Annotated in this window: 12 protein-coding genes; 10 read left to right on the forward strand and 2 right to left on the reverse strand. The window is 61.1% G+C overall.

Going from position 1 to position 18,402, the window contains the following annotated elements; translation table 11 throughout:
• Nucleotides 1-94: 94 nt before the first annotated feature.
• Nucleotides 95-3,583 carry a carbamoyl-phosphate synthase large subunit gene (gene carB / locus BLW69_RS05435; RefSeq protein WP_092660412.1) on the reverse strand — a complete coding sequence of 1,163 codons (3,489 nt, stop codon included), beginning with the start codon at nucleotides 3,581-3,583 and terminating at the stop codon, nucleotides 95-97.
• A gap of 347 nt (nucleotides 3,584-3,930) precedes the next feature.
• Between carB and BLW69_RS05440 the strand changes: the two genes are divergently transcribed.
• The 4 genes from BLW69_RS05440 to BLW69_RS05455 all read left to right on the forward strand — a co-directional run bounded on the left by BLW69_RS05440 (nucleotide 3,931) and on the right by BLW69_RS05455 (nucleotide 8,958).
• Complete coding sequence (locus tag BLW69_RS05440; protein WP_210184903.1) at nucleotides 3,931-4,845, forward strand: phosphatase PAP2 family protein; 915 nt, start codon at nucleotides 3,931-3,933, stop codon at nucleotides 4,843-4,845.
• Between the two features lie 71 nt (nucleotides 4,846-4,916).
• On the forward strand, nucleotides 4,917-6,164 hold the full coding sequence (locus BLW69_RS05445) for an MFS transporter (RefSeq protein ID WP_092660416.1): 1,248 nt from the start codon (nucleotides 4,917-4,919) through the stop codon (nucleotides 6,162-6,164).
• A 100-nt stretch (nucleotides 6,165-6,264) separates the two neighbouring features.
• The gene (locus BLW69_RS05450; protein WP_092660418.1) at nucleotides 6,265-7,161 is read left to right on the forward strand and encodes a KPN_02809 family neutral zinc metallopeptidase; all 897 of its coding nucleotides are present in this window, start codon (nucleotides 6,265-6,267) and stop codon (nucleotides 7,159-7,161) included.
• A gap of 381 nt (nucleotides 7,162-7,542) precedes the next feature.
• Nucleotides 7,543-8,958, forward strand: a complete 1,416-nt coding sequence (locus BLW69_RS05455) for an MATE family efflux transporter (protein WP_092660420.1) — start codon at nucleotides 7,543-7,545, stop codon at nucleotides 8,956-8,958.
• Nucleotides 8,959-9,000: 42 nt separating this feature from the next.
• On the opposite strand, the gene carA is transcribed toward BLW69_RS05455, so the two are convergent.
• The gene (gene carA / locus BLW69_RS05460) at nucleotides 9,001-10,206 is read right to left on the reverse strand and encodes a glutamine-hydrolyzing carbamoyl-phosphate synthase small subunit (RefSeq protein ID WP_092661069.1); all 1,206 of its coding nucleotides are present in this window, start codon (nucleotides 10,204-10,206) and stop codon (nucleotides 9,001-9,003) included.
• A gap of 307 nt (nucleotides 10,207-10,513) precedes the next feature.
• Between carA and BLW69_RS05465 the strand changes: the two genes are divergently transcribed.
• The 6 genes from BLW69_RS05465 (at nucleotide 10,514) to BLW69_RS05490 (ending at nucleotide 18,335) form a co-directional block, all read left to right on the forward strand.
• Nucleotides 10,514-10,966, forward strand: a complete 453-nt coding sequence (locus tag BLW69_RS05465) for a GatB/YqeY domain-containing protein (RefSeq protein WP_062455897.1) — start codon at nucleotides 10,514-10,516, stop codon at nucleotides 10,964-10,966.
• A 383-nt stretch (nucleotides 10,967-11,349) separates the two neighbouring features.
• Nucleotides 11,350-13,365, forward strand: coding sequence for a DNA primase (gene dnaG, locus BLW69_RS05470; RefSeq protein WP_092660422.1), 2,016 nt, complete (start codon nucleotides 11,350-11,352; stop codon nucleotides 13,363-13,365).
• Nucleotides 13,366-13,902: 537 nt separating this feature from the next.
• Nucleotides 13,903-15,954 carry an RNA polymerase sigma factor RpoD gene (rpoD, locus tag BLW69_RS05475; RefSeq protein WP_062455900.1) on the forward strand — a complete coding sequence of 684 codons (2,052 nt, stop codon included), beginning with the start codon at nucleotides 13,903-13,905 and terminating at the stop codon, nucleotides 15,952-15,954.
• Nucleotides 15,955-16,067: 113 nt separating this feature from the next.
• Complete coding sequence (locus tag BLW69_RS05480; RefSeq protein ID WP_162759463.1) at nucleotides 16,068-17,390, forward strand: DUF930 domain-containing protein; 1,323 nt, start codon at nucleotides 16,068-16,070, stop codon at nucleotides 17,388-17,390.
• A gap of 25 nt (nucleotides 17,391-17,415) precedes the next feature.
• On the forward strand, nucleotides 17,416-17,838 hold the full coding sequence (locus tag BLW69_RS05485; RefSeq protein WP_092660426.1) for a secondary thiamine-phosphate synthase enzyme YjbQ: 423 nt from the start codon (nucleotides 17,416-17,418) through the stop codon (nucleotides 17,836-17,838).
• A gap of 155 nt (nucleotides 17,839-17,993) precedes the next feature.
• The gene (locus tag BLW69_RS05490) at nucleotides 17,994-18,335 is read left to right on the forward strand and encodes a hypothetical protein (protein ID WP_092661070.1); all 342 of its coding nucleotides are present in this window, start codon (nucleotides 17,994-17,996) and stop codon (nucleotides 18,333-18,335) included.
• Nucleotides 18,336-18,402 lie beyond the last annotated feature (67 nt).

Raw genomic sequence — 18,402 nt, forward strand, 5'->3', positions numbered from 1 at the left:
GATATCGGCTTGCGGATTTACCGCACGTCTCAGGATCGGGCAACCGCGGGGGCCAGCAAAGAAATCGGGCGCCAGAGGCGCCCGTTGGAGAGTGTTACGCGAAGTAGCTTTGCAGCGTCCGCACTTCGAGATTGCCGGCCTTCAGCGCCTTGATCGCCATCGCAGCGGATTCGGCACCTGATATCGTCGTGTAATACGGCACCTTCTGCATCAACGTTGCACGGCGCAGTGACTTCGAGTCCGAGATCGCCTTGTTTGAATCCGTCGTGTTGATGACGAGCTGGACCTGGCGGTTGCGGATGGCATCCTCGATATGCGGGCGTCCTTCCAGGACCTTGTTGATTTTAATCGACTCGATGCCGTTTTCGGCGAGGAAGCGGGCGGTACCGCCGGTGGCGATGACCTTGAAGCCTATTTCCTTCAGCATGCGGATGGCCGGCAGCACGCGTGGCTTGTCGTCGTCGCGGACCGACACGAAGACCGCACCGTCGCGGGGCAGTTCGACGCTTGCACCGAGCTGGCTCTTGGCAAAGGCAAGTGCGAAGTCCGTATCGAGCCCCATCACTTCGCCGGTCGAACGCATTTCCGGTCCGAGCAGGATGTCGACGCCGGGGAAGCGGGCGAACGGGAAGACCGCTTCCTTGACGGCGATGTGCTTGAGGTTGCGCGGATCGGGCTTGGTGCCGTAGGCCGCAAAGATCGCGTCGAGCTTTTCGCCGGCCATGGCACGAGCGGCGATCTTTGCGATCGGTGCGCCGATGGTCTTGGCGACGAAAGGCACCGTGCGCGAGGCACGCGGGTTGACTTCGAGCACGTAGACGGTGCCGTCCTTGATGGCGAACTGGACGTTCATCAGGCCGACGACGTTGAGCGCCTTGGCCATCGACGTTGCCTGGCGTTCCAGTTCGTCGATCATCTCGTTGGACAGCGTGCGTGGCGGCAGCGAGCAGGCGCTATCGCCCGAGTGGATGCCGGCTTCCTCGATATGCTCCATGATACCGGCGACATAGACGTCGGTGCCGTCGCAGAGGCAGTCGACATCGACTTCGATGGCGTTGGAGAGGTAGCTGTCGAAAAGGAGCGGGTTCTTGCCGAGCAGGGTGTTGATCTGGCCGGTCTTGTCGTTCGGGTAGCGCTGCTTGATATCCTCAGGCACCAGTTCCGGCACCGTATCGAGCAGGTAGCTCTGCAGCTGGCTTTCCGAATGCAGGATCTGCATCGCGCGGCCGCCGAGAACGTAGGATGGGCGAACGACCAGCGGGAAGCCGATTTCCGATGCCACGAGGCGGGCCTGTTCGACCGAGTAGGCGATGCCGTTGTTCGGCTGCGTCAGGTCAAGCTTCATCAGAAGCTTCTGGAAGCGGTCGCGGTCTTCGGCCAAGTCGATCATGTCGGGCGCCGTGCCGAGGATCGGGATACCGTTCTTTTCGAGCGCTTCGGCAAGCTTCAGCGGTGTCTGGCCGCCGAACTGCACGATGACGCCGACGACTTCGCCCTTTTCCTGCTCGGCGCGGAGAATCTCGATGACGTCTTCAGCCGTCAGCGGCTCGAAATACAGGCGGTCGGACGTGTCATAGTCGGTCGATACGGTTTCCGGGTTGCAGTTGATCATGATCGCTTCGTAGCCGGCATCCTTCAGGGCGAAGGCGGCGTGGCAGCAGCAATAGTCGAACTCGATGCCCTGGCCGATGCGGTTTGGACCGCCGCCGAGAATGACGACCTTCTTGGCGGTCGAGACTTCGGCTTCCGAGCGCAGTTCGCCCACGAACGGCGTCTCGTAGGTCGAGTACATGTAGGCGGTCGGCGAGGCGAATTCGGCAGCGCAGGTGTCGATGCGCTTGAAGACCGGCCGCACGTTGAGCGCGTTGCGCAGTTCCGCGACTTCCTTCGGACGCTTCTTGGTCAGGCTGGCGAGGCGGGCGTCGGAGAAGCCCATGGCCTTTAGCATGCGCAGGTTCTCGGCGTCAGCAGGCAGGCCGTGTTCGCGAACGCGCGCTTCCATGTCGACGATCGCCTTGAACTGGGCGATGAACCACGGGTCGATCTTGCAGGCCTCATGCACTTCGGCTTCGGAGAGACCGAGACGGAGAGCCTGTGCGACCTGGCGCAGACGGTCCGGCGTCGGCGTGCCGATCGCGGCGCGGATGGCGTTCTTGGAGCCTTCGCCTTCTTCCATGCCGGGGATCTCGATCTCGTCGAGACCGGTCAGGCCGGTTTCGAGACCGCGGAGCGCCTTCTGCAGCGATTCGGCAAAGGTACGGCCGATCGCCATGACTTCACCAACCGACTTCATGGCAGTGGTCAGGACCGGCGAGGCGCCCGGGAATTTCTCGAAGGCAAAGCGCGGGATCTTGGTGACGACGTAATCGATCGACGGTTCGAACGAGGCAGGCGTTGCGCCGCCGGTGATGTCGTTGTCGAGTTCGTCGAGCGTGTAGCCGACGGCAAGCTTGGCCGCGACCTTGGCAATCGGGAAGCCGGTGGCCTTGGAGGCGAGCGCCGACGAACGCGATACGCGCGGGTTCATTTCGATGACGACAAGACGGCCATCGGCCGGATTGACCGCGAACTGGACGTTGGAGCCGCCGGTCTCGACACCGATCTCGCGCAGGACCGCGATCGATGCGTTGCGCATGATCTGGTATTCTTTGTCCGTCAGCGTTAGGGCCGGCGCGACGGTGATCGAGTCGCCGGTGTGGACGCCCATCGGGTCGATGTTTTCGATCGAGCAGATGATGATGCAGTTATCCGCGGTGTCGCGGACCACTTCCATCTCGTATTCCTTCCAGCCGAGCACCGATTCCTCGATCAGCACTTCGGTGGTCGGCGAGGCATCGAGGCCGCCGCCGATGATCTCGAAGAATTCCGAGCGATTGTAGGCAATGCCGCCGCCGGTGCCGCCCATGGTAAAGGACGGGCGGATGATGGCGGGCAGGCCGACCACGTCGATCGCCTGTGCTGCAATCGCCATGGCATGGCTGATATAGCGCTGCTTGCGGTCGGTCTCGCCAAGGTTCCACTGGTTTTCGAGCGCGTCGAGCGCCTTGTCGAGCTCGGCGCCGGAAAGTTCAGCCTTGACCTTGTTGCGCTCGGCTTCGTGCGTCTTGCGGTCGGCATCCTTGATGTCGGTGGCGTTGGCCAGCATCGACTTCGGGGTTTCGAGGCCGATGCGGCTCATGGCTTCGCGGAAGAGGGCGCGGTCTTCAGCCATGTCGATGGCGGCGGGCTTGGCGCCGATCATCTCGACATTGTAGCGGTCGAGCACGCCCATTCTCTTCAGCGACAGTGCGGTGTTCAAGGCCGTCTGGCCGCCCATGGTCGGCAGAAGCGCGTCAGGGCGTTCCTTGGCGATGATCTTTGCGACCACTTCCGGGGTGATCGGCTCGATATAGGTGGCGTCGGCCAGGCCCGGATCGGTCATGATCGTTGCCGGGTTGGAGTTGACCAGGATGACCCGGTAACCTTCTTCGCGCAGCGCCTTGCACGCCTGGGTGCCGGAATAGTCGAATTCGCATGCCTGGCCGATGACGATCGGGCCCGCCCCGATGATGAGGATCGATTTGATGTCTTGGCGCTTCGGCATGATCTCTATCCACTTTTTTCTGCGCGAAAAACCGGCACGGGGCGTGAAGCTCCGGTCGGGTGGCGTGCGCATGTTTTTTCTGGCTAGACGCGGCTTATAGGGAAATGTGCCGGGGAACGGAACCCCATAATTGAGCATATCGACAGGAATTGTCCGGATTGGACGTTGCACACGCAACATTCGGTGTCAGGCTGGTTTTAACTTTCGACGGATACACTCGTGCTGTTTGTGCAAGGTAGTCTGACGTCATGGATTTGGAACTGATCAGGGCGCGGTACGGGTTGCTGTCGCTCACCGTCGCCTCCTATGTTGTGGCTTTCGGATTGGCGCAGATTACCGGACTGAAAGTGGATTATGCCGGCGTCGGCAGGTCCGCGGGTTACTTTGTCGCATTGCTCGTCGTCGTCGGGTTTTACTGTCACGTCCGCAAGCTGAATGCGATGACGTTCGTTCTCGAAACGGTCACCTGTACTCTGCTTCTCATCGTGCCGGTACTCGTCTCTACCTATCTCAGCATCCGGGTCGGCATGCCGACTGCGGACGCGGTGCTTATGTCGTGGGATGCGGCACTTGGCCTGTCATGGCGAGGGTTCATAGCATTTGTTGATGCAAGGCCGTTGCTGGCTGAGATCCTCGGCCTCGCGTACCTGTCGTTTTCGTTCCAGTTGCTCCTGATTCCGGTCGTCCTCATCGCGACGGGGCGTCCTTTGCGTGCCTATCAGATGGCGATTGCATACGCGGTGCTATGCTACATCTCGAGCGTGATATCGATCTGGTTTCCAGCACTTGGAGCCTATGTCGTGTACGGTGTCGAGCCAGAGCAACTGACAAGCATCAACGCGTATTTCAGCTTTTTCTTTCTCGATCAGTTCAATGCCTTGAGGACAGATCCTGATTTCATTTTCAGAATGGAGGAGGTCGCCGGCATTTTGACATTCCCATCCGTGCACGCCGCAGTCGCCGCACTTTGCGCCTGGGCCGCATGGGATCTTAGATTCGCGCGCTATCCGATGACGGTGATCAACATCCTGATGGCTGTTGCGGCTGTTTCGCATGCCAGTCATTATTTTGTCGATGTGCTGGCAGGCGGGGTCGTCGCCGGCGTTTCCATCGTTGCCGTCAAACGGCTGACACGGGGACCAAACAGATCGCCGGTTATGGAAAACCAGGCTCTGTCACAGCCTCGACGAGACCCGTTTCCGAACCACGGTCGTACCGTTTGCTCCCGTCCTGACATGGACAGGCCTGATTTGCCGCTCTAATCCTTGGCATACGTCAATATTTGCAGCGGCAACGATCCTTGAAGGACGAACACCCGCGCGGAGGAGCCCCGATGGCGGATGCCACGTCCAGACCCGTTGATGCAGCTGCAACCGTGCAGCCGGAAAATTCGGCTTCCGCCGCCCAGGCGGACAAGACTGTGATGCCGATCATTTTTGCGGTCAGCTTCTGCCATATGCTCAACGACATCATGCAGTCGATGATCTCGGCGATCTATCCGATGCTCAAGGCCGACTACAATCTCGACTTCTGGCAGATCGGCATTCTGACGCTGGCCTTCCAATGCACCGCATCGTTGCTGCAGCCGGTGATCGGCATCATCACCGATAAGAAGCCGTTTCCTTACTCGCTGCCGATCGGCATGGGTGCGACGTTTGTGGGGCTGTTTCTGCTCGCCGGTTCGCATGTCTATCTGATGCTTGTGGTGGCGGCTGCGCTGATCGGCATTGGGTCGGCGGTGTTTCATCCGGAATCGTCGCGTGTGGCGCGGCTGGCGTCCGGCGGGCGCTATGGTTTTGCGCAGGCGACCTTTCAGGTGGGCGGCAATTTCGGCCAGGCGATCGGGCCATTGCTGGCGGCCTTCATCATCGTGCCGATGGGGCAGGGCAGCGTCGCCTGGTTTTCGGCAATCGCGCTCCTCGGCATCGTGATCCTCTCCTGGGTCGCGCGCTGGTACAAGGCGCATATGCTGGCCAACAAGGGGCGCAAGAAGAGCCTCGGTATTCACAGCCTGCCGCGGCGCACGGTGATGGTGGCGCTGGTCGTGCTGGCGATCCTCACCTTTTCGAAGAACATCTACATGGCGGCGATCGGCAGCTATTACACGTTCTTCGTTATCGAGCGCTTTGGCGTCACCGTGCAGTCGTCGCAGATCATGCTGTTCGTGTTTCTGGGCGCGACGGCGCTGGGCACGTTGATCGGCGGTCCGATCGGCGACCGGTTCGGCTCCAAGGTGGTGATCTGGATCTCCATTCTCGGCGTGCTGCCGTTCACGCTGGCGATGCCGTTTGCGAATTTGCCGATGACGATCGTGCTGTCGGGTATCGTTGGGCTGGTGATGGCGTCGTCGTTCCCGGCCATCATCGTCATGGCGCAGGAGCTGGTCCCTGGCCGGGTGGGAATGATCGCCGGCATCTTCTTCGGGCTCGCTTTCGGCATGGGTGGCATCGCCGCCGCCGTGCTCGGGATCATCGCCGACCACAGGGGCATCAGTTTTGTCTATTCCATCTGCGCCTTCCTGCCGGCGCTCGGTCTTCTTACCGTGTTCCTGCCCAGCAAGGCGCAGCTCAGGGTCGCCTGAGCCAACAGCCTGACATCCCGACATGGATATTTGGCGGGCCTGTTCTATATCGTCGTCAAGGATCATTTCCGACCGAACTTATTAGAACCTGGGGTGCGATATGGAATGGAAAGGGCGTCGGCAATCCGACAATGTCGAGGATCAACGGGGTGCCTCGATGGGTGGCCGCGGTGGCGGTTTCCGCATCCCGATCGGTGGCGGCGGACGTGGCGGTGGTGGATTGAGCATCGGCGGCATCGTCGTCGTGCTGATCATCTGCTGGGTCACGGGCATCAATCCGCTGACGCTTCTGTCGGGCGGCGATACCGGCATGGATACGGGCACCAGCACCACGCAGCAGGCGCCGCGTACGCCGGCTGAAGACGAGATGACCGGTTTCGTCCGCACCATCCTTGCTGATACCGAAGACACCTGGAACGAAATCTTCCAGAGCAACGGCGCTCGTTACGAGGAGCCGACGCTGGTTCTCTTCGGCGGTCAGGTTCGGTCTGCCTGCGGTTTTGCGTCGTCGGCAAGCGGCCCGTTCTACTGCCCGGGTGACCGCAAGGTTTATCTGGATACGGAGTTCTTCAAGGAACTCAGCCAGCGGCTTGGGGCCGGAGGCGATTTTGCCGAGGCCTATGTGGTCGCGCATGAAGTCGGGCATCACGTCCAGAACCTGCTCGGCGTATTGCCGAAATTCAACCAGGCGCGGCAGAATATGAGCGAGACCGAGGCCAACCGCATGTCGGTTCGCGTCGAGCTTCAGGCGGACTGCTTTGCCGGCGTTTGGGGCAAGCGGACCCAACAAAAGGGCTTTCTCGAAAGCGGCGATCTGGAGGAGGCTCTGAACGCCGCCCAGCAGATCGGAGACGACACGCTGCAGAAGCGCAGTCAGGGTTATGTCGTCCCGGAAAGCTTCAACCACGGCACCTCGCAGCAGCGGATGCGCTGGTTCAAGCAGGGCTTCGACACCGGCGACATGAAGGCCTGCGACACGTTCTCGGGCAATGTCTGAGCAGTGATCTCTGCTGCTCCGGCGAGCAGCAGAGCCGTGATTTAGAGATCAATCTTCGAAAAATCGTGTGGGCGGCGAAACCGATCGCCCGCACTTTCCCGGTTTCGGCGTGCTCGACTGCGCAAAGCCGGGGCCTATGCCGGGCTGCATTCGGCACCAGCCGGCGGCGATGGACAAGGCCGAGAATCCTTGCCGCACCATCCTCCCATCGATCGGTCCGTCAGACCTGTCACGTCACCCATCAACGTTAGTGAACTTCGCCCTACAATTTTTGCTGGATCGGTGCCGAGCCTTGATGAACCCCGATGCCTTCTTTATAGGCAGGGTACCGTGCCGCTGACCGTTTCTGGAAGCGGCTTTTTCCATTTGTAGGATTTATCGATGTCGGGCTTGCCGAACACTGCCGGTGCATCTGCGCCGCATGACGCCGTCATTACGGATCGTTCCTGGTCGTCGCATCTGCGCGGCACGTTTGCGCTCGGCATCCCGCTGGTGGGAGCCCAGCTTGCGCAGATGGCGATCCATACGACCGACGTCATTCTGGTCGGCTGGCTTGGGACGACCGAACTGGCCTCCGTGGTCATCGCAACGCAGCTGTTTTTCGTCGTGTTCATCTTTGGCACCGGGTTTACCAGTGCCGTCGTGCCGCTGGTTGCGCAGGCGCTCGGCCACGGCGACAGGATCGGCGTGCGCCGGTCGGTGCGCATGGGGCTGTGGGTGGTGATTGCCTATTGCACGGTTGTCGCGCCGCTGCTCTGGTTTAGCGAACCGATGCTGCTCGGCCTCGGTCAGGCGCCCGATGTCGCGGCCAATGCGCAGAGCTATCTGCGGATTGCGCAATGGGGCATGTTCCCGGCGCTCGGACTGATGGCTCTGCGCAGCTTCGTGACCGGATTGGAGAAGGGCGGGATCGTTCTCTACATCACGATCGGCATGTTCATCATGAACGCGATTGTCGCCTATCTGCTGATCTTCGGCCATTACGGAGCGCCGCAGCTGGGTCTTCATGGCGCGGCGATCGCTGCTGTGTCCGCCAACCTGGTCGGCTTCCTGATCGCGATTGCCTATGTGCAGGCGCAGCCCGTCATGCGCGCTTATGAACTCTTCGTGCGCTTCTGGAAGCCTGACTGGTCGATGGTTCGGGAAGTCTTCCTGCTCGGACTGCCGATCAGCTTCACGATCCTTGCCGAAACCAGCCTGTTTGCGGCGGCTTCGCTGATGATGGGCAGTATCGGCAAGCTCGAGCTTGCCGCCCATGGGATTGCGCTGCAGCTTGCCTCGATCGCCTTCATGGTGCCGCTGGGTCTGGCGCAGGTTGCAACGGTTCGGGTCGGTCTTGCCAACGGTCGTGGCGACATGGTCGGTGTTCGAAGGGCCGGCGGGGCCGTGCTGATCGTCAGCATCATCTTCACGGCGATCGGCGGTGTCCTTTACGCCGTGATGCCGGGCGCGCTTGCGGGGCTTTTCCTCGACACCAGCCAGCCGGACGCCGCTGCGGTGCTCGCGCTAGCCACACCGCTGATTGTCATTGCCGGCATCTTCCAGCTGGTGGACGGGCTGCAGGCCGTGGGGGCCGGGCTTCTGCGCGGATTGAAGGATACGAAAGTGCCGATGCTGCTGGCGCTGATCGCCTACTGGCCGATCGGCTTCGTCTGCGCCTGGGTGTTCGCATTTCCGCTCGGCTATCGCGGCGAGGGTGTCTGGTTCGGTTTCGTGATCGGCCTTGCCGCCGCAGCTCTCTTCCTGTGCGGACGGTTCTGGATTCTTTTGCAGCGCCATAAGCAAATGGCCCGCTGAGAGCAGCGAGCCATCTGATTGAAACCGTGACTTGAGAAGGTTTTAGCGCTCTGCGAGCGCTGCCTCTCCCTTGTTCTCGCGCACCATGTTGATGAAGCGGCGGAACAGGTAGTGGCTGTCCTGCGGACCGGGCGATGCTTCCGGGTGATGCTGGACGGAGAAGACCGGCTTGCCGGACAGACGCAGACCGCAATTGGTGCCGTCGAACAGCGAAATGTGAGTCTCCTCAACACCCTGCGGCAGCGACTTCGAGTCGACCGCGAAGCCGTGGTTCATCGACACGATCTCCACCTTGCCGGTCGTGTGATCCTTGACCGGGTGGTTGGCGCCGTGATGACCCTGGTGCATCTTTTCGGTCGTGGCACCAAGTGCGAGGCCGAGGATCTGGTGACCGAGGCAGATGCCGAAGGTCGGGATGTCGGTCTTGACGATGTCCTGGATGACGGGGACAGCGTAGGCGCCGGTGGCTGCCGGATCGCCCGGGCCGTTCGACAGGAAGATGCCGTCCGGCTTCAGCGCCAGAATGTCTTCCGACGAGGTCTGGGCCGGCACGACCGTGACCTTGCAGTCGAGGCCGGTGAAGAGGCGCAGGATGTTGCGCTTCACGCCGTAGTCGATGCAGACGATGTGATACTTGGCATCTTCGGCCTTCAGCTCCTCGGAACCTTCGTTCCAGATCCAGGGCTTCTCGGTCCACTGCGACGACTGGCCGGAGGTCGCTTCCTTGGCGAGGTCGAGACCTTCGAGACCACTCCAGGCCTTGGCTTCGGCCTTTAGCGCTTCGATGTCGAAATTGCCGTTCGGGTCATGGGCGATCACCGCGTTCGGTGCACCGTTCTGGCGGATCCAGGAGGTCAGCGCGCGTGTGTCGATGCCTGACAGGCCGATGACGCCGCGGCTCTTCAGCCAAGAGTCGAGGTCCTTTGCCGAGCGGTAGTTCGACGGTTCGGTGATATCGGCCTTGAAGATCGTGCCGACGGCGCCGCGGCGTGCGGCGGGTGTCAGGTCTTCGATGTCCTCGTCATTGGTGCCGATATTGCCGATATGCGGGAAGGTGAAGGTGACGATCTGGCTGAGATAAGACGGATCAGTCAAAATTTCCTGGTAGCCGGTGAGGGCGGTGTTGAACACCACTTCGGCGGTGACCTTGCCGGTCGCGCCGATGCCGGTTCCTTCAATCACGGTTCCGTCGGCAAGCACGAGAACGGCGGTGGGTTTTTTCGTGGTCCAAGGGGTGGTCGCGGTCATATCCATCCTTCTGCCCCAGCGGCCCGTTTCCCGAAACGGAAAACAGGGTGTCGAGGTCATCTCTCGTCGCAGAAAAGGGCGCGCGGAAACCCGCTTGCGGCCCACTATCCAATTGTTGTGCAGGTCCTCGACATAAACAAGGCAGAACAGCGGGTCAATTGCCGTTTATGAGAAAGCTGGGCGCAAAGCCCGGCAATCGGTGAGTTTTGCCGTGTCGGCAAAACGTTTGATCGCCGTTCACGCTTGTTCTATGACGTCGCAAAAGATCGGTCCGCTGCGGATCGAGCGACGTTCAAGGAGACAGGCCATGTTGCGCGAGAAGCTTTCCGAAGCGATGAAGGAAGCGATGAAGGCGAAGGAAACCCGCAGGCTTTCGACCGTGCGGCTGATCCAGACCGCCATCAAGGACCGCGACATCGCCAATCGCGGCACCGGCAAGGACGCCGCCACCGACGACGAAATCCTGCAGATCCTCCAGAAAATGGTGAAGCAGCGCGAAGAGTCGGCGAAGATCTACGAAGACAACGCCCGCCCGGAACTTGCAGCACAGGAACGCGAAGAGATCGCCGTCATCAAATCCTTCATGCCGGAACAGATTTCCGACGAGAAGGCGAGCGAGATCGTCGCTTCCGTCATCGCCGAAATTGGTGCTGCTGGAATGAAGGACATGGGCAAGGTGATGGCCATCCTGCGCGAACGCTATGCCGGCCAGATGGATTTCGCCAAAGCGTCCGGCACGATCAAGGCGCAGCTGAGCTGAGGTCTAGCCGTTACGTATAAAACGAGAAAGGCGGGAAGTCCTTCATGGAGTTCCCGCCTTTTGCTCTCCTACGCCTCCCATCGGCCGACCGCGGACATGCCACCGGCGGGAGAGAACGATCGCCTGCAATCATTGCCGGCCGCCGTCCTGAAGAGCAATCCGTGAGGCCGATACCCGCAGGGTGAGCGCGTGACGGCACGATTGTCCGGCTCAAGGCTATGCAGGGAACCCGCATACCGCAAGTTACAATTCGTTAATTTCTGTGGGTTGATCGGGCGAGGGGGCGCGTGAACGGCGGCCTGTGAATAGCGGGCATGATTTGCAGCTGGGCTGGCGTTCCCGTGCACTGAGCCTTAATATGACGTCTGGCCCGCGAGGTAGACATGCGCTTTTCAAACAGTTTTCTTGATGAGATCCGGGATCGGGTGCCGATTTCGACGGTGATCGGCCGTCGTGTCACCTGGGATCGCAGGAAGACCAATGCTGCGCGCGGCGATTTCTGGGCCTGCTGCCCGTTCCATGGCGAGAAAAGCCCGAGCTTTCACTGCGAGGACCGCAAGGGCCGCTATCACTGCTTCGGCTGTGGCGTGTCGGGCGATCATTTCCGCTTCATGACCGATCTGGAAGGGCTGAACTTTCCAGAAGCCGTCCAGCAGGTCGCCGATATGGCTGGTATCGCCATGCCGCAACCCGATCCGCAGGCGGAAAAGCGTGAACGGGAGCGGATGTCGCTTCTCGACGTCATGGAAATGGCGACGCGCTTCTTTCAGGACCAGTTGCAGAGCCCAACCGGCGCCAAGGCACGCGCCTATCTTCGCGACCGCGGACTGACGGCTCGCACGATCGAGAATTTCCGGCTCGGCTATGCGCTGGACAGCCGCAATGCGCTCAAGGAGTTCCTCGCCGGCAAGGGTGTGGCCAAGGAGCAGATCGAGGCCTGCGGGCTGGTGCGTCATGGCGAGGGGATTGCCGTATCCTACGACTATTTCCGCGACCGCATCATGTTCCCGATCCTGTCGTCGCGCGACAAGGTGATTGCCTTTGGTGGACGCGCGATGGCGCCGGATGCGCCGGCCAAATACATGAACTCGCCGGATACCGAACTCTTCCACAAGGGTCAGGTGCTCTACAATTTTACCCGCGCCAGGCGGGCGGCCCAGCCAGGGCCGGGATCCAAGGAGCCGGGCACGATCATAGCCGTCGAGGGCTATATGGATGTGATCGCGCTCAGCCAGGTGGGCGTCGAGAATGCCGTCGCGCCGCTCGGTACGGCCTTGACCGAAAACCAGCTGGAGCTGCTTTGGCGGATGACGCCGGAACCGATCCTGTGTTTCGATGGCGATGGTGCCGGTATCCGTGCTGCAAACCGTGCTGCGGATCTCGCGCTTCCCTCCATCAAGCCCGGCCGCTCGGTGCGGTTCGCGTTGCTTCCAGACGGCAAGGATCCGGACGATCTCGTCAAGCACGAGGGAAGAGCGCCGTTCGATGGCGTGATCGCGCAGGCGCGTCCGCTTGCGGAGATGGTCTGGCAGCGGGAAACCAATGGTGCCGCCTTCGAGACCCCGGAAAAGCGGGCGGAACTTGAGGCAAGGCTCAAGCAGATCGTTTCCGTGATTGCCGACGAAAGTGTGCGCCGTCACTACCAGCAGAATGTGCGCGATCGTCTCAACGGCTTGTTCCAGCCGCAGCGCAATGGCGGCGGTGGCGATCGTCGTCAAAGCTACCAGCAGCGCGAAGGCGGCGGGGCCGGCAGAGGCGGTGCAGCCGGCGGAAGGGGTGGATCGTCTTTCCAGCAGCAGGGTCGCGGAATGGGCATTTCCGACCGCCTGACGCGATCGGGGCTGGTGCGAGGACATCTCGACCTTCCGGCCCTGCGCGAAAGCGTGCTGGCGCTGACCATCGTCCATCATCCGCAGCTTCTGCTCAACGAGTATGACGAGATCGCCTCCATCGAATTCGAGAACCGCGATCTGAAGCGGATGTGGTCTTGCGTGCTGACCATTGTCGGGCAGGCCGGTGCCGGTTTGACGGTGCAGGACCTGAAACGGGAACTCGGCGAGAATGGCTTTGAGGAACTGTTGAAGTCGATGAACCAGCAGATCCGCAATGCGCGACTGTGGACGGCGACGGAAGAGGCCGATCCGCAGGATTCGCTGCAAGCCTACCGTCAGACCCGGGCACTGCATTCCAGAAACAAGGAGCTCCGCTGGCAGAAGATCGAGCTGGAGCGTGAACTCGCGGAGATGACCGAGGACGAGGCCGAGCGTGCCGAGATCCTGCTGCGTGCACTTCTGGAGGTACAGAATGAAATTTCCAGGCTTGAAAACCAGGAAGCGATCATCGACGGCTTCGGTGTTCTGTCAGGACGCGTCAAGGGCGCTGCCGTCAGTCACGGATAAAGGAGAGCTGCGCAGATACTAAACCGTGTTGAATTGGTCGCCTGATGGATTAACAGCGCGAGTGGAGTGGTCTATGCAGCTCTTGATTGATCACTGTATTGTTGCAACGCATCGGAAAATGGCGTCAATCCCGCGCATTTCGGGTAGAGCCAAGGGTTTTTACCGGGCGGCGGGCTCTTGTCTTTCATTGTGCACCGCTTACATATGGCTTCAATATGACGGGAGTACCGCCAACGGGGACATGGTCGTAAGGTAATTTCCACTTTTCCTGGGCACAAGCTTTGGAAGAACTTGACGAAGCGTTATTTTGTGGGAATCACCATTTCGGGCAATATTGGTGGAGTGGGTCTAGCGCCGCGGCGATGTTCGGCATCTTCGTTCTGGCGGTCCCCGCGAGTAGCGGTCGCCGATGGTAATCGGGAGTTAAAGGTCATTCCGTTACGAGTTGGATATTGATTCGCGGCTGGTGTGGCTTTTGCCCTCCGCCGCAGGCCACGAAGCGCTGCGCAGTGGCGTTCAGGGAAAGCGACGACATACATGGCAACTAAAGTCAAAGAAAACGAAGAAGCCGATACCGAGCGCGAAGGCTCGGTCGACGGTCCGCTTCTCGATCTTTCTGACGACGCGGTCAAGAAGATGATCAAAGCCGCGAAGAAGCGCGGCTACGTGACGATGGACGAGCTTAACTCGGTTCTTCCGTCCGAAGAGGTCACTTCCGAACAGATCGAAGACACGATGGCGATGTTGTCCGACATGGGCATCAACGTCGTTGAAGATGAAGAAGCCGAGGAGGCCACCACCGAAGAGGAGGACTCCAACGAGAGCGAAGAGAGCGAAGGCGGCGAACTTGCCCCGACGTCCAGCACAGCTCTTGCCACGGCGAAGAAGAAAGAACCCACCGATCGTACCGACGATCCGGTGCGCATGTATCTGCGCGAAATGGGCTCGGTCGAGCTTCTGTCGCGTGAAGGCGAAATTGCGATCGCCAAGCGCATCGAGGCTGGCCGCGAGACGATGATCGCCGGTCTGTGCGAAAGCCCGCTGACGTTCCAGGCGCTGATCATCTGGCGCGACGAACTGAACGAAGGCACGACGCTGCTGCGCGAGATCATCGATCTCGAGACGACCTATTCGGGTCCCGAGGCGAAGGCTGCGCCACAGTTCCAGAGCCCGGAAAAGATCGAGGCGGACCGCAAGGCTGCCGAGGAAAAGGAAAAGACCCGCAAGGCTCGTTTCTCTGCTGCCAACGATGACGACATCACCGCTGTCGGCGGTGACCAGGGCTTGGAAGAAGAGGAAGAGGACGACGACGAGTCGAACCTTTCGCTTGCCGCCATGGAAGCGGAACTGCGCCCGCAGGTCATGGAAACGCTCGACACGATTGCGGATACCTACAAGAAGCTGCGCAAGCTTCAGGACCAGCAGGTCGAGCAGCGGCTTGCCGCCTCCGGCACGCTGTCTTCCGCTCAGGAGCGCCGCTACAAGGAACTGAAGGACGAGCTGATCACGGCAGTGAAGTCGCTGTCACTGAACCAGAACCGCGTCGAAAGCCTTGTCGAACAGCTCTACGACATCTCCAAGCGCCTGATGCAGAACGAAGGTCGTCTTCTGCGTCTGGCTGAATCCTACGGCGTCAAGCGCGACTCGTTCCTGGAACAGTATCAGGGTGCCGAGCTTGATCCGAACTGGATGAAGTCGATCGCCAATCTGTCGGCACGCGGCTGGAAGGATTTTGCCAAGGCGGAGTTCAACGCCATTCGCGATATCCGTCAGGAGATCCAGAGTCTCGCGACCGAAACCGGTATTTCGATCACCGAATTCCGCCGGATCGTGTCGATGGTGCAGAAGGGCGAGCGCGAGGCGCGGATCGCCAAGAAGGAAATGGTCGAGGCGAACCTTCGTCTCGTCATCTCCATCGCCAAGAAATACACCAACCGCGGCCTGCAGTTCCTGGACCTTATCCAGGAAGGCAATATCGGCCTGATGAAGGCCGTCGACAAGTTCGAATACCGTCGCGGTTACAAGTTCTCGACCTATGCGACCTGGTGGATCAGGCAGGCGATCACCCGCTCGATCGCCGACCAGGCCCGCACGATCCGTATTCCGGTGCACATGATCGAGACGATCAACAAGATCGTCCGGACATCGCGCCAGATGCTGCACGAGATCGGCCGCGAGCCGACCCCGGAAGAGCTGGCCGAAAAGCTGGCCATGCCGCTCGAAAAGGTCCGCAAGGTCCTGAAGATCGCCAAGGAGCCGATCTCGCTCGAAACCCCTGTGGGTGACGAAGAGGATTCGCATCTGGGTGACTTCATCGAGGACAAGAATGCGCTGCTGCCGATCGATGCCGCCATTCAGGCGAACCTTCGTGAAACGACGACGCGGGTTCTCGCATCGCTGACGCCGCGTGAAGAACGTGTTCTTCGCATGCGCTTCGGCATCGGCATGAACACCGACCACACGCTCGAAGAAGTCGGCCAGCAGTTCTCGGTTACCCGCGAACGTATCCGCCAGATCGAAGCGAAGGCGCTGCGCAAGCTGAAGCACCCGAGCCGGAGCCGCAAGCTTCGCTCGTTCCTCGACAGCTGATCGCTGGACCAGACGCATTAAAAGCCCGGCCGTTATGACGTGCCGGGCTTTTTTATTGATGTTGTGATCGGGCCGGGCTCGATCATACCCGCGAACCATCCTACATGGGAGCCATGCCGGATATGTCTCCCGCCCCGCATAAGAAGGTGATCGCAACGGCGCTGGGTGCGTCCGTGGCTCTGCATCTGATCATTGCCGGCGCGCTTCTCGTCCAATTGCCGCTGCCGACCGACGCGGTTCCCGAGGAGGAGACCGTTCAGGTGGAAATCGTGCCGCCGCCGGAAGAGGAAAAGCAGGAGCCAGCCGAAGAGGCCAAGAAGCCCGACGAGCTGAACCTCAAGGAAGAGGCGAAGGCCGAAGAGCCGCCACCGGACAAGCCGCCCGAGCAGAAGCCTCAGGAAGATCCGCTCGAGGACCCCGTGATTTCGGCGAGCAAGGCTTCGGCACCGGAAGCTGCTCCGCCGCCTTCCCCTGCGCAGGACGAAAAGCCGGAGGAGACGAAGCCGCCGGAACCTCAGCCTCCCAAGCCTGAAGAACCAAAGCCCGAAGAGCCGCAGCCTCAAGAAAAGCCGCCCGAAGAAAAGGCGCCGGAAGAAGCGAAAGAGCCCGAGGCACCGCAGAAGGCCGAGCAGCCGGCACCGCCGCCGCCGCCTGCAAGCCCGACACCGGCCGAGGAGGAGAAGCAGGCGTCAGCTCCGCCGATGTCCGCACTGCGGCCTGTGTTCCAGTTTGGCGAAAAGGATAGCGGTCCGCGCCAGGCGCTTGACGGCAATGCTGCGGAGGATACGCCAGCGCCCGCTGCGACCGATGCCGATCCGCCAGCGCCGGAGGAGCCTGCACAGACGGCGGGTCCCGACGGACAGGGCGAGGGCGCGCCAGCAGAAGCGCCGGTGCCGACCAATATGACGCCACCGCAGCTCAGTGTTCCAGGCTCCGATCCGTCGGGAATGCCCGGACCTGCCGGCGGTGCGTCTCCTGATGCGATGACGGCCGGGCTCTTTACAGGGCCGCCTTCCTCCGCACCCGTGCCGACGCAAAAGCCGGCGCCGCCGAAACCATCCACTGCCGCCGGCGATCTCAAGCCTGTCAGAACGCTGTTTTCCGCGCGCGATACCGGTGATGCGCTGGCGACCGTCGCGATGGCCGGCATTCCGCGCGGCGTTCGGGCAGGGCAGCTCTGCTCGTCGGAACTCAGCGCGCAACTTCAGAACGGCTCGCCCGCCTACAATCCCGATGTCTTGCCCGCACCGAAGCTGCCCAATGGGACGGTTCTCGAGGCGCGCAATATCGGCTTTCGCGCCAAAGGCCAGTGGCATGATGTCAGCTTCCGCTGCGAAGTCGATGCCGATGCCACGAAAATCGTTTCGTTTTCGATGAATCTGGGTGGCCTCGTGCCGCGCTCGGAATGGCGCAAGCGCGGTTTTCCCGAGTTTTGATCTTCAAGCAGACAAGAGAATTCTGATGCCGCAGACCGCGATCCAGATTTCGACCAGAGGCCAAGGGCTATACGAGTTCACGGATGAAGCCGAACGCTTCGTGCGCCAGGCCGGGCGCGACGAGGGCCTGCTGACCGTCTTCGTTCGCCACACGTCCTGTTCGCTGATCATTCAGGAAAATGCCGATCCGGACGTGAAGCGCGATCTGAATGCGTTCTTTTCCCGCCTCGTTCCGCCGTCGGATGATCCTTCGATGGGCTGGGTCAGCCATACAATGGAAGGGCCAGATGATATGCCGGCACATATCAAGGCGGCACTGACGGCAGTCTCGATCGGCATTCCGATAACCGGCGGTAGGCTGGTGCTCGGCACGTGGCAGGGGATCTATCTCTTCGAGCACCGCGACAGCCCGCACCGTCGAGAGATCGTGCTGCATCTATCGTCGTGATGATCGTTGTTTTCCAAATGAACACATACTGAATGATCGGTTTTGCAGGCATTCAGCTGGGTTGGATAGAGTTGCATCGACCGTTGGCCCGAAAGGCCGGCGCGAGACAGCCGGACAACCGGTGACAGGTTCAGGAGAAGCAAAAGATGACTACAATCACACGCCTGATGGCGAAGGCCGGCCTTGCAGCCTTGATCGCCCTGACAGGGATTTCGGCGTCCGCGCCAATCGCCGCCGCCGCCGGCCCGGAATTCGTACAGTACCGTGAGCGCGACTGGCGTCCGCACCACCCGCCGCGCTATGAGCGCCCGCGCCACATGCGTCCCGTCGGCTGCTCGCCGCGCTTGGCTGAACGTCGCGCCGAAGCGATGGGTCTGCGCCGTACCCGCGTCGTCGACATCTCCCGCCGCAGCGTGACCGTCGTCGGCGTCGACCGCCGCGGACGCGACCGGGTCGTGTTTGCCAACGTGCGCGGCTGCCCGCTCATCCGTCGCTAAGAGATCTCAAGCGTCCGAGTGTATCTTCAGCCCCGTCCGGCATTCGCCGGGCGGGGTTTTGTCGTTG

This window comes from Rhizobium sp. NFR12, assembly GCF_900108545.1.
Taxonomy (GTDB): domain Bacteria; phylum Pseudomonadota; class Alphaproteobacteria; order Rhizobiales; family Rhizobiaceae; genus Neorhizobium; species Neorhizobium soli.